This window comes from Ramlibacter sp. PS4R-6 (assembly GCF_037572775.1).
GTDB lineage: Bacteria > Pseudomonadota > Gammaproteobacteria > Burkholderiales > Burkholderiaceae_C > Ramlibacter.
In genome coordinates this window covers 2,473,330-2,485,382 of record NZ_JBBHKA010000001.1, presented here as the reverse complement: position 1 = coordinate 2,485,382, position 12,053 = coordinate 2,473,330, and the positions used below count along the sequence as shown (strand labels likewise).

General features: G+C 67.6%; 10 protein-coding genes, 1 tRNA gene and 1 riboswitch. Of the genes, 7 read left to right on the top strand and 4 right to left on the bottom strand.

Features of this window, described 5'->3' with window-relative positions; translation table 11 throughout:
- The first annotated feature begins 7 nt into the window (after window positions 1–7).
- The 4 genes from fdxA (at window position 8) to WG903_RS12315 (ending at window position 3,766) form a co-directional block, all read left to right on the top strand.
- Window positions 8–349: a ferredoxin FdxA gene (gene fdxA / locus WG903_RS12330; protein ID WP_340075718.1), complete on the top strand. Its 342-nt coding sequence runs from the start codon at window positions 8–10 to the stop codon at window positions 347–349.
- A complete protein-coding gene (locus WG903_RS12325; protein WP_340075716.1) occupies window positions 349–1,395 on the top strand; it encodes an NAD(P)/FAD-dependent oxidoreductase in 1,047 nt (348 codons plus the stop codon). The genes fdxA and WG903_RS12325 overlap by 1 nt, the downstream gene beginning before the upstream one ends.
- A 26-nt stretch (window positions 1,396–1,421) precedes the next feature.
- Window positions 1,422–1,520: riboswitch (TPP riboswitch) on the top strand.
- Window positions 1,511–3,640 (top strand): TonB-dependent siderophore receptor, encoded by a 2,130-nt coding sequence (locus WG903_RS12320; protein WP_340075714.1) that lies wholly within the window; start codon window positions 1,511–1,513, stop codon window positions 3,638–3,640. (Overlaps the previous riboswitch by 10 nt.)
- 50 nt (window positions 3,641–3,690) lie before the next feature.
- Window positions 3,691–3,766 (top strand) — tRNA-Asn (locus WG903_RS12315).
- A gap of 225 nt (window positions 3,767–3,991) precedes the next feature.
- On the opposite strand, the gene WG903_RS12310 is transcribed toward WG903_RS12315, so the two are convergent.
- A complete protein-coding gene (locus WG903_RS12310; protein WP_340075712.1) occupies window positions 3,992–5,140 on the bottom strand; it encodes a tetratricopeptide repeat protein in 1,149 nt (382 codons plus the stop codon).
- A gap of 53 nt (window positions 5,141–5,193) precedes the next feature.
- On the opposite strand from WG903_RS12310, the gene aat reads away from it, so the two are divergent.
- The 3 genes from aat (at window position 5,194) to WG903_RS12295 (ending at window position 7,540) form a co-directional block, all read left to right on the top strand.
- Complete coding sequence (gene aat, locus WG903_RS12305) at window positions 5,194–5,934, top strand: leucyl/phenylalanyl-tRNA--protein transferase (protein WP_340075710.1); 741 nt, start codon at window positions 5,194–5,196, stop codon at window positions 5,932–5,934.
- Window positions 5,931–6,680 carry an arginyltransferase gene (locus WG903_RS12300; protein ID WP_340075707.1) on the top strand — a complete coding sequence of 250 codons (750 nt, stop codon included), beginning with the start codon at window positions 5,931–5,933 and terminating at the stop codon, window positions 6,678–6,680. The genes aat and WG903_RS12300 overlap by 4 nt, the downstream gene beginning before the upstream one ends.
- A 65-nt stretch (window positions 6,681–6,745) precedes the next feature.
- Window positions 6,746–7,540 carry an IclR family transcriptional regulator gene (locus tag WG903_RS12295; RefSeq protein ID WP_340075704.1) on the top strand — a complete coding sequence of 265 codons (795 nt, stop codon included), beginning with the start codon at window positions 6,746–6,748 and terminating at the stop codon, window positions 7,538–7,540.
- Window positions 7,541–7,568: 28 nt separating this feature from the next.
- Here WG903_RS12295 and WG903_RS12290 read toward each other — a convergent pair whose 3' ends face one another.
- The 3 genes from WG903_RS12290 to leuA form a co-directional block, all read right to left on the bottom strand.
- Window positions 7,569–8,579, bottom strand: a complete 1,011-nt coding sequence (locus tag WG903_RS12290) for a serine hydrolase (protein WP_340075702.1) — start codon at window positions 8,577–8,579, stop codon at window positions 7,569–7,571.
- A gap of 118 nt (window positions 8,580–8,697) precedes the next feature.
- Window positions 8,698–10,242, bottom strand: a complete 1,545-nt coding sequence (locus WG903_RS12285) for a 2-isopropylmalate synthase (RefSeq protein WP_340075700.1) — start codon at window positions 10,240–10,242, stop codon at window positions 8,698–8,700.
- Window positions 10,227–11,930, bottom strand: coding sequence for a 2-isopropylmalate synthase (gene leuA / locus WG903_RS12280; protein ID WP_340078235.1), 1,704 nt, complete (start codon window positions 11,928–11,930; stop codon window positions 10,227–10,229). Before leuA ends, WG903_RS12285 begins: the two co-directional genes overlap by 16 nt.
- Window positions 11,931–12,053: the final 123 nt, after the last annotated feature.

Sequence of the window (12,053 nt, the reverse complement as noted above, 5' to 3'; positions counted from 1 at the left end):
GAACAACATGACCCACGTCGTCACCGAATCCTGCATCCGCTGCAAGTACACCGATTGCGTGGACGTCTGCCCCGTGGACTGCTTCCGCGAAGGGCCGAACTTCCTCGTGATCGACCCCGACGAATGCATCGACTGCGCGGTGTGCATCCCCGAGTGCCCCGTCAACGCGATCTACGCCGAGGAAGACACGCCGCCCGACCAGGTGCAGTTCATCCAGATCAACGCCGAGCTCGCGAAGGCCTCGGGCTGGAAGAGCATCACCAAGCGCCACGCGCCGCTGCCCGACGCGGACGATTGGAAGGACAAGACGGGCAAGATCAACGAGCTGAAGCGGGACGCCGAAGGCTGATGGTCGAAGCCGACGCGGTCGTCATCGGGGCCGGCCCGGTCGGCCTGTTCCAGGTGTTCGAGCTGGGCCTGCTCGAGATCAAGGCCCACGTGATCGACACGCTGCCCTACCCCGGCGGCCAGTGCATCGAGCTCTATCCCGACAAGCCGATCTACGACATCCCGGCCGTGCCCGTTTGCACCGGCAAGGAGCTCACGGACAACCTCCTGAAGCAGATCGAGCCCTTCGGCCCCACGTTCCACTTGGGCCACACCGTCATGACGCTGGAAAAGCGCGACGACGGGCGCTTCGCGATCACCACGGACAAGGGCGGCGACTTCCTCGCCAAGACAGTGTTCATCGCGGCGGGCATGGGCGCCTTCGAGCCGCGCGCACTGGCGCTGGAGGGCATCGCGAAATACCGCGACACGCAGCTGTTCTACAGCGTGAAGAAGCCCGCGCTGCTGGCGGGCAAGCACCTCGTGATCCTCGGCGGCGGCGACTCGGCGCTGGACTGGGCACTGAACTTCGCGCAGGACGGCCCCAACAAGGCCGCGAGCATCACGCTCGTGCACCGGCGCGACGGCTTCAAGGCCGCGCCCGCATCGATCGCGAAGATGAAGGAGCTGGTCGAGGCGAAGCAGATGCGCTTCGTCGTCGGCCAGGCGAGCGCCTATGCGGAGCAGGACGGCCAACTGTCCTCGGTGACGATCACCGCGCCCGACAACAGCACGCAGGACGTCCGCGCCGATGCCGTGCTCGTCTTCTTCGGCCTGTCGCCTCGGCTGGGCCCCATCGCCAACTGGGGCATCGACATTGAGCGCCGCCAGCTGAAGGTGGACACCGAGAAGTTCTCCACCAGCGTGCCGGGCATCTTCGCGGTGGGCGACATCAACACCTACCCGGGCAAGAAGAAGCTGATCCTGTCGGGCTTCCATGAGTGCGCATTGGCCGCATTCGGCGCAGCGCCCATCGTCTTCCCGGGCAAGCCCGCGCACCTGCAGTACACGACGACGTCGACGAAATTGCACAAGGTGCTGGGCGTCGAGACGCCCACCTTCGACTAAAATTCCAGCTGCGATCCATCCCGGGTCGCACTCGCCAGGGGTGTTGCCGCGCAAGCGGCGACTGAGAGAGTCCCTTAGAACCTGATCGAGGTAATCCTCGCGAAGGAAGGCCCAATTGAAGACACACACGCATCCATTGCGCGCCGTCGCGCGCGCCATCTCGCTGCTGCTCCTCGCGGGCACAGCCCATTCCCAAGTCCAGCAGACGCTCAAGCCCGTCACGGTGACCGGCCAGGCGTTCCCGCCCGCGGCCGACGTGACCGGCTTCGGTGACGTCCCGCTGAAGGACGTGCCCGTCTCCGCGAGCGTCATCGACAGCCGGATGATCGAGCAGACCGGCGCGCGGCGCCTCGCGGACCTCACGCGCTACGACCCGTCGGTCGCCGACGCGTACAACGCGCCGGGCTACTGGGACTTCCTGTCCGTGCGCGGCTACGTGCTGGACAACCGCTACAACTACCGCCGCGAAGGCCTGCCCGCCAGCGCCGAGACCACCATCCCGCTGGACAACAAGGAGCGCATCGAGATCCTGCGCGGCACCAGCGGCATGCAGGCGGGCACCAGCGCGCCCGGCGGGCTGGTGAACTACGTCGTCAAGCGCCCCACCGACAGCGACCTGCGCGCGGTGCGGGTGGAGTTCACGCAGCGCGCGAGCCTGCTCGCCGCCGCCGACCTCGGAGGCCGCTTCGGCAACGGCGGTGCGTTCGGCTACCGGCTGAACGTCGCGCAGGAACAGCTGCGCCCGCTCGTGCGCGGCCTCGATGGACGCCGCAGCCTCGTGTCGTTCGCGGGCGACTGGCGCCTGGCGAACGAAGCCCTGCTCGAAGGCGAAGTCGAGTGGAGCCGCAAGGTGCAGGCAAGCCAGGCGGGCTTCAGCCTGCTCGGCGGCGTGCTGACTTCGGTGCCCGACCCGCGCCTGAACCTGAACAACCAGCCTTGGTTGCAGCCTTCGCGCTTCGACGCGCTGACCGGCACCTTGCGCTACTCGCAGCCCGTCGCGCGCGACTGGCGCGTGAGCCTGCAGGCCGGCACGCAGCGCCTGAAGAGCGACGACTACACGGCCTTCCCCTTCGGCTGCAGCAGCGAAAACAACTACACACGCTTCTGCTCCGACGGCACCTTCGACTACTACGACTACCGCAGCATCGGCGAGAAGCGCCGCCACGATTCGCTCGCACTGGACCTGAAGGGCAAGGCCGAAATCGCCGGCACGAGGCACGACGTGTCTTTCGGCGTCCTGCGCGACGAGGCGCGCGACCGCCTGCCCGACTACGCGTACAACTGGGTCGGCTTCGGCAACGTCGACGGCACCGCGATCGTGGGCGAAGACGCCAGGCCGCTCTATCCCGGCACGCGCCGCGACGAGCGCTCGCTGGAGTTCTCGGCGCGCGATGCGATCCACTGGAACGACCGCGCGACGACCTGGCTGGGCGTGCGCCACACGCGGCTGGACCGCAGCAACGTGCCCAGCGACGGCGTGGGCGCGACGGGCTATTCGCAGTCGCTCACGACGCCGTGGGCCGCCGCGAGCTACAAGCTGGGTGGCGGGTCGCTGGCCTACGCGAGCTGGGGACAAGGCGTGGAGTCGCGCGTGGTGCCCAACATGGCCGGGGTCTACACGAACGCCGGCGCCGTGCTCCCGGCGCTCAAGTCGCGCCAGTGGGAACTCGGCTTCAAGGGCACCTACGAAGCCTGGACGTGGCAGGCGAGCGCGTTCGACATCCGCCGCCCGGTGACGAACGTCGACACCTGCGCGGCACCCTGCACGGCGCGCACCGATGGCGTGGCGCACCACCGCGGCCTCGAAGCCGCGCTGCACTGGGCGAGCGGCGCGTGGCGCGCGGGCGCGACGGCGATGGCGTTGAAGGCGACGCGCGAAGGCAGCACCGAGGACCCGGCCGCGAACGGCCTGAGGCCCGTGAACGTGCCGCAGTTCGTGGCACGTGCGTATGGCGCATGGCGACTGCCCGGCGTGGACGGGTTGGAACTGCAGGCCTCGCTGTCACACGAAGGGAGCCGCCCGGTTCTCGCCAACGAATCGGTGATGCTTCCCGCATGGACACGCGTGGACGCGGCTTTGCGCTACCAGGCGCAGCTCGGCGCCACCGCCACGACCTGGCTGCTGGGCGTGGACAACGTGACGAACCGGCGCTACTGGCGCGAGTCGCCGTTCCAGTTCGGGCACGTGTACCTCTACCCCGGCGCGCAACGCACGCTGCGCCTCTCGGTCACGGTGTCGCTCTGAGCGCATCCGTCCGGAAGCCCTGCCAAATGACGCTATAATCGAAGGCTTGTTCCCCGATAGCTCAGTCGGTAGAGCGCCGGACTGTTAATCCGTAGGTCCCTGGTTCGAGCCCAGGTCGGGGAGCCAGAACATCGAAGGGCCCGCACATCCCGTGTGCGGGCCCTTTCCATTTGCTGCTGGATGCCGACGCACCTGTGATGCGGACACCAGCGCGGCCTTTGCGCCTACGCCACCTAAGGCTGAGCCTCCTACAGCACAGCTTGGGGCCGTCGCCTATCCTTCTCTTGCCATAGGTGTCTTCAACTCTTTGAAGGTGTCATCGGGCCGGCAGCAATGCCGGCCCTTTTTTTTTCATTGGGGCGGCCGCTCGGCCTGGTCCAGCTTGCGGCGCAGGACCGCCACCTTGTTGAGCGGGCCGCCCAGGTTCTCCATCAGCGCCACTTCCTCGCGCGCCTTCTGCACATCGCCCGACTGGATGTACGCAGTGGCCAGGTAGCGGTGGACTTCGGCGAACGTCGGCGCGAGGTCCTTGGCGCGCTGCAGCGAGGAAATGGCCCGGCGCGGCTCGTTCGCCGCGATCTGCTGCAAGCCGCGGCTCATCCAGTAGTACGGGTCGGCGGCCTGGCGCGCCTCGAGCTTGCGCTGCACGTCCGCGGCCTCGCCCACACGCCCCTGGTCGCGCAGCAGCCGGTGCAGCTCGTGCAGCGCCACGTCGCTCGTGCCGCCCAGCCCTACCGCGAACCGCAGCAGGCTTTCGGCCTCCTGCTCATGCCCGCTGCGCCGGTACAGCACGGCGAGGTTGCCGTAGGGCGACACGTACCCGGGGTCCGACAGGATGGCCGCCTTGAAGTGCGCATAGGCCATGCGCGCATCGCCGCGCGCCATGTGCTCCACGGCGACGTTGTTGTAGAAACGCGCGAGGATGGCCGGCTCGGTCAGCTGCGTGCCGCGCCGCGCGGTGGCGAAGTCCGGCTCGAAATCGAGCACGACGTCGTGGCCCCAGGGATCGGAGACGAGGAAGTCGCTGCGCGCCGACGGCAGCAGCACGTTGACGTGCTGGTTCACGACGTCCAGCTGGCCGGAGCGGCCGAACACCGCGGGCGTCTGCACCTCCTGCATCACGGCCGACATGCCGATCTTCTTCGCCACCGCGTACGTGAGCACGGTGAGCGACAGGCAGTCGCCGGCGCGGTCGCGCCAGGTGTCGGCGGCCACCGTGGAATGGCCGGCGCGGTAGGCGAAGCCCTTGCGGTCGGCCCCGAAGATGATGTCGACGACGCGGCGCAGGCGCACGTCCTTGAACACCTCGCGCACGTTCGGTTCCGCCAGGCGCTGCTCGAGGTCGGCGTCGAGCCGGAACAGGTCCTGCGCCGTCACGGTGACGAGCGCGGCGTCGTGCTGGAACTGGGCGTCCAGCCACGGCGTGGTGGCGGGCGCGGGGGCGGTGCTGGCACACCCGGCCAGTACCGCAGCGGCGACAAGCGCGAGCAGGCGGTTCATCACTGCACAATAGCAGCGTCGCGGCAAGATGGCGATGCGAGATTCACCCGAGAATGAACCTGCCCTGGCTCGATCCCGGCGATGCTTTCCCCGAACCGGCGCGCGCGTGGGACGCGCGCCAGCCGGCGCCCGGCCTGCTGGCCGCCGGCGGCGCGCTGGACGTCGACAGCCTGCACCGCGCCTACTCCACCGGCATCTTCCCGTGGTTCAGCGACGGCCAGCCGATCCTGTGGTGGAGCACCGACCCGCGCATGGTGCTGGTGCCCGGGGAATTCCGCCTCCACCGTTCGCTGCGCAAGACGATCGCGCGCCTGCTGGAGCGCGGTGACCTCGAGATCCGCATGGACTCCGCGTTCGACGAGGTGATCCGCGCCTGCGCCGCCAGCCCGCGCGAAGGCCAGGCCGGCACCTGGATCGTGCCGCAAATGGTGCGCGCCTACAGCGCCTTCCACCGCGCGGGCTTTGCGCACAGCGTGGAGACGTGGATCGGCGGGCGCCTCGCCGGCGCGCTCTATTGCGTGAACATCGGGCAGGCGGTGTTCGGCGAATCGATGTTCACGCGCGAGCCCGACGCATCGAAGGTGGCGCTCGCGGCGCTCGTCGCGTTCTGCCTGGAGCACGGCATCGCGACGATCGATTGCCAGCAGAACACGCAGCACCTCGCGTCGCTGGGCGCGCGCGAGATCCCGCGCGACGCGTTTGTGGCGCAGGTCGCACAAAGCGTGAAAAAACCGGCGCCACGCTGGCGATTCGAGCCCATATACTGGCAACGACTCCTGCCGCGAAGCCCGTGACGCACCTCAAGGACCTTCCGCTCCAGACGCTGCAGTTCTATGCGACAGCGCCTTACCCGTGCAGCTACCTGCCGGGCAAGCAGGCGCGCTCGCAGGTCGCCACGCCCAGCCACCTGATCCACAACGACGCGTATTCGGACCTGGTGACCAGCGGCTTCCGCCGCAGCGGCATGTTCACGTACCGCCCGTATTGCGACGGCTGCCGCGCCTGCGTGCCGCTGCGCGTGCTGGCCGGCGAGTTCCAGCCCGGCCGCAGCCAGCGCCGCGCCTGGGCCAAGCACCAGGGCCTGCAGGCGCGCGTGCTCAAGCTGTGTTTCGTGCCGGAGCACTACCACCTGTACCTGCGCTACCAGACCGGCCGCCATGCCGGCGGCGGCATGGACCACGACAGCATCGACCAGTACACGCAGTTCCTGCTGCAAAGCCGGGTCAACTCGCGGCTGGTGGAGTTCCGCGAATCGCGCGCCGACGGCACGCCCGGCCCGCTGCGCATGGTGTCCATCCTCGACGTGCTGAACGACGGCATCTCGGCGGTCTACACCTTCTACGAGCCCGACGGCGGCGCCAGCTACGGCACCTACAGCGTCCTGTGGCAGATCGACCAGGCCCGGCGCCTGAAACTGCCCCACGTCTACCTGGGCTACTGGATCGGCCAGAGCCCCAAGATGAACTACAAGGCCCGCTTCTCCCCCCACGAGGTCCTGGTCGACGGCCAGTGGGTCCGGGACGACAGCCCCGGCACCTGACGGGGGCCCCGCGGCGGGGTGGCTTTTCACCAAGTAAAATGGCGGGTCCGGTTTTCCTGGCCCCCATGCGAAAAAAAGACTCCCAGGCGCTCGCCAAGCCCACGATCCAGGTGATCGAACGCATGTTCGCCCTGATCGACGTGCTGGCCTCGCGCGAAGACGCGGTCTCCCTGAAGGAGATCAGCGAAAGGACGGGGCTGCACCCGTCCACCACCCACCGCATCCTGAACGACCTGGCCACCGGCCGTTTCGTGGACCGGCCCGAGGCCGGCAGCTACCGCCTGGGCATGCGGCTGCTCGAGCTGGGCAACCTGGTCAAGGCGCGCCTGAACGTGCGCGACGCGGCCCTGAGCCCCATGCGCGAGCTGCACAAGCAGATCCAGCAGCCGGTGAACCTGGCCATGCGCCAGGGCGACGAGATCGTCTACATCGAGCGCGCCTACAGCGAGCGTTCGGGCATGCAGGTGGTGCGCACCATCGGCGGCCGCGCGCCATTGCACCTCACCTCCAGCGGCAAGTTGTTCCTGGCCGCTGACGACCCGACGCGCGTGCGGCAGTACGCCACGCGCACGGGGCTGGCCGGGCACACGCGCAACAGCATCACGCAACTGCCGATCCTCGAGCGCGAACTGGCCAAGGCCAGGCAGTACGGCATCGCGCGCGACAACGAGGAGCTGGAGCTGGGCGTGCGCTGCATGGCCGCCGGCATCTACGACGACCAGGCGCGCCTGGTGGCGGGCCTGTCGATCTCGGCGCCGGCGGATCGGCTCGACGACGCGTGGCTGACGAAACTGCAGTCCACCGCTAGCCAGATTTCATCGGCCCTGGGTTACCACCCGCCGGCTGCGAAGGCTGCCTAACAAAAAGGGCCCGAAGGCCCTTTTTTGTTTAACCGCTTACCTGGCGGATCACGGTGCTGGTCGGTGTCACCGCCTGCTGCTTTTCCAGCCAGTGGCGCACGCGCTCGGCGTCGCCGATCCGGCTCAGCTTCCCGGCGGAATCGAGGAACACCATGATCAGCTTGCGGCCGGCCACCTTGGCCTGCATCACCAGGCACTGGCCGGCCTCGGAGATGTAGCCGGTCTTCTGCAGGCCGATGTCCCACTGCGGGTTCTTCACCAGGCGGTTGGTGTTGTTGAACTGCATGTTGCGCTTGCCCACGGCCACCAGCTTGCCCGGCGACGTGGAGAACTCGCGCAGCATCGCGTCGTCGTAGGCGTTGGCCACCAGCGTGGCGAGGTCATGCGCGCTCGACTGGTTCTTGCTGGACAGGCCCGTCGGCTCGACGTACTTCGTGTCCTTCATGCCGAGCAGCTGCGCCTTGGCGTTCATCGCCTCGACGAACTTGCCCAGGCCGCCGGGATACGTGCGGCCCAGCGCATGCGCGGCGCGGTTCTCGCTGGACATCAGCGCCAGGTGCATCAGCTCCCCGCGCGACAGCGACACGCCCACCTTCAGGCGCGAGCGCGAATGCTTTTCCGTGTCGACGTCTTCCTGCGTGATGGTGATCATCTCGTCCATCGGCAGCTTGGCTTCGCTCACGACGAGGCCGGTCATCAGCTTGGTGATGGAGGCGATCGGCAGCACGGCCGCATCGTTCTTGCGCAGCAGGACCTCGCGCGTGTCCTGGTCGATGATGAGGGCGACGCTGGACTTCAGGTCCAGTTCGTCCGGCGTGCCGTGCAAGCCCGCGAGTTCACCGAAGGACGGCTTGGCGGGAATGGCCGCGCGCACCACCGACGGGTGCTTGGCCATGGAATAGGTACGGACGACGCGGCGCGGTTCGGCCTTCTTGCTCTTCCGTTGCGCGGCATCCGCATGGGCGGGCACCAACGCAGCGGCGACAGCCCCGAGGACCACCACGCTCATCCATTGCTTCAGCTTCGAGTTCAGGCTCATCACATCCCCAACAACGCCACAGCAGCAGGTGAAGTTTACTCACCGCCCGAAAAAGTTACATAGCCACAATGGGTTATGTAACCTTCCTCAGCCGTTGTGTCAATTGTAGGACAGCGCCTCAGCCTTGTGCAGGAACCCGATCCGCTTTGCCTTGTAACTTATTGAGAGCGCTGAGATAAGCCTTTGCCGAGGCCACGATGATGTCCGGGTCGGCCCCCACCCCGTTGACCACCCGGCCGGCGTTCTGGAGGCGTACCGTGACCTCGCCCTGGCTCTCGGTGGACCCGCTGATGGCGTTGACCGAGTACAGGACCATTTCCGCCCCGCTCTTCACCTGGGACTCGATGGCCTTCAGGGAGGCGTCCACCGGGCCGTTGCCGTCGGAGCTGGCCTTGACCTCCTTGCCGTCCACCTTGAAGACGATGCTGGCCTGCGGGCGCTCCCCGGTTTCGCTGTGTTGCGCCAGGGACACGAAGTGGTATTTGTCCTGCCCGTGCTCCTGGCCCACGCTCTCGTCGGCCACGAGGGCCAGGATGTCCTCGTCGAAGATCTCGCTCTTGCGGTCGGCCAGCTCCTTGAACTTGGCGAAGGCCGCATTGATGTCGGTCTCGCTGTCCAGCTGCACGCCCAGCTCCTGCAGGCGCTGCTTGAAGGCGTTGCGCCCGGAGAGCTTGCCCAGCACGATCTTGTTGGCGCTCCAGCCGACGTCCTCGGCGCGCATGATCTCGTAGGTGTCGCGCGCCTTGAGCACGCCGTCCTGGTGAATGCCGCTCGCATGCGCGAAGGCATTGGCGCCGACCACCGCCTTGTTGGGCTGCACGACGAAGCCCGTGGTCTGGCTCACCATGCGGCTGGCGGCGACGATGTGCTTCGTGTCGATGGCCAGCTCCAGCCCGAAGTAGTCCTTGCGGGTCTTCACGGCCATCACGATCTCTTCCAGCGAGCAGTTGCCCGCGCGCTCGCCCAGGCCGTTGATCGTGCATTCCACCTGCCGCGCACCGCCGATCTTCACGCCGGCCAGCGAGTTGGCCACCGCCATGCCCAGGTCGTTGTGGCAGTGCACCGACCACACCGCCTTGTCGCTGTTCGGGATGCGCTCGCGCAGGGTCTTGATGAAGTTGCCGTAGAGCTCAGGCACGGCATAGCCGACCGTGTCCGGCACGTTGATCGTCGTCGCGCCTTCCTTGATGACCGCCTCCAGCACGCGGCACAGGAAGTCGACCTCGCTGCGGTAGCCATCCTCGGGCGAGAACTCGACGTCCCCACACAGGTTGCGTGCGAAGCGCACCGACTGCCGGGCCTGCTCCAGCACCTGGTCGGGCGTCATGCGCAGCTTCTTTTCCATGTGCAGCGGCGACGTCGCGATGAAGGTGTGGATGCGCGAGCGGTTGGCTTCCTTCAGCGCCTCGGCGGCACGCGAGATGTCGCGGTCGTTGGCACGCGACAGGCCGCACACCGTGGACTCTTTGATCGCGCGCGCGATGGCCTGCACGGCGTCGAAGTCGCCGTTGGAGCTGGCGGGAAAGCCCGCCTCGATCACGTCGACCTTCAGGCGCTCGAGCTGGCGCGCGATGCGCAGCTTCTCGTCCTTGGTCATGGACGCGCCGGGCGACTGCTCGCCGTCGCGCAAGGTGGTGTCGAAGATGATCAGCTGGTCTGCCATGCCGCGTTCCTGTCTCCTGAATGGGCCGAGGCCGTTGCGCGCTGGACGCCCGAAATGATGGCCTTGAGCGAAGCCGAGACGATATTCGAATCGATGCCGACGCCAAAGAGCGTCTGCTGGCCCACGCGCAGTTCGAGGTAGGCCACGGCCTGGGCATTGGCGCCGGCGCCGATGGCGTGTTCGTGGTAGTCCAGCACCCGGATCGTCTCGCCGCACGCGAGGGAAAGACCCTCGACGAAGGCGTCGATCGGCCCGTTGCCCGTGCCGATGACGGGCAGGCGTTCGCCGTTGAAGACGGCCTCGGCGGCCAGGCGCACCAGCGCGCCCGTGGCGCCCTGCCCGTCCTCGATGGACTGGTTCTTCGGCGCTTCGACCGTGTGCAGGCCGTACTCGCGCTCGAACAGGTCGAAGATGTCGTGCGCGGTGAACTCCTTGCCGGTGGCGTCCATCGCGTCCTGGACCACCCGGCTGAACTCGATCTGCAGGCGGCGCGGCAGCTCCAGCCCGTATTCCGCTTCGAGCAGGTAGGAGATGCCGCCCTTGCCCGACTGGCTGTTGACGCGGATCACCGCCTCGTAGCTGCGGCCCACGTCCTTGGGATCGATCGGCAGGTAAGGCATGTCCCAGGTGTCGCCCTCCTTGCGGGCCGCAAAGGCCTTCTTGATCGCGTCCTGGTGCGAGCCCGAGAACGACGTGTACACGAGGTCGCCGGCGTAGGGGTGGCGCGGGTGCACCGGCAGCTGGTTGCAGTGCTCGACCGTGCGGCGGATCTCGTCGATGTCGGAGAAGTCCAGGCCGGGGTCCACGCCCTGCGAATACAGGTTGAGCGCGACGTTCACCAGGTCGAGGTTGCCGGTGCGCTCGCCGTTGCCGAAGAGGCAGCCTTCGAGGCGGTCGGCGCCGGCCATGATCGCGAACTCGCCGGCGGCCGTGCCGGTGCCGCGGTCGTTGTGCGGGTGGATCGACAGCACCACGGAATCGCGCCGGGCCATGTTCCGGTGCATCCACTCGATCATGTCCGCGAAGATATTCGGCGTGGAGTGCTCGACCGTCGAAGGCAGGTTGATGATGCACTTGCGGGCCGGCGTCGGTTGCCACACGTCCGTGACCGCGTCGACCACGCGCTTGGCAAACGCAAGCTCGGTGCCGGAGAACATCTCGGGCGAGTACTGGAAGACCCAGTCGGTTTCCGGCTGCTGCGCCGCCAGTTCCTGGAACAGGCGGGCCTGGGAAGTGGCGAGCTGCACGATGCCGTCCTCGTCGAGCCCCAGCACCACCTTGCGCATCACGGGCGCGGTGGCGTTGTACAGGTGCACGATCACGCGCCGCGCGCCGCGCAGCGATTCGAAGGTCTTGCGGATCAACTCCTCGCGCGCCTGCGTCAGCACCTGGATCGTCACGTCGGCGGGGATCAGGTCTTCCTCGATCAGCTTGCGGACGAAGTCGTATTCGATCTGCGAGGCCGAGGGGAAGCCGACCTCGATCTCCTTGAAGCCCACGCCCACCAGCGTCTCGAACATGCGCAGCTTGCGCGGGATGTCCATGGGCTCGATCAGCGCCTGGTTGCCGTCGCGCAGGTCCACGCTGCACCAGATGGGCGGCTTGGCGATCACCGCATCCGGCCACGTGCGGTCGGTCAGGCGCACCGGCGCGAAGGCTCGGTACTTGGTGGCGGGGTTCTTCAACATCGGCATGGGTGGCTCCAGAAACAAAAAGGCCCGGTGCGGGTGCATCGGGCCTGATACGGGAAGCTGTTTACTCGCGCGCGCTACCGTCTCCGCCCGGGGGGGGATAGGAGGATTAGCGCCAGC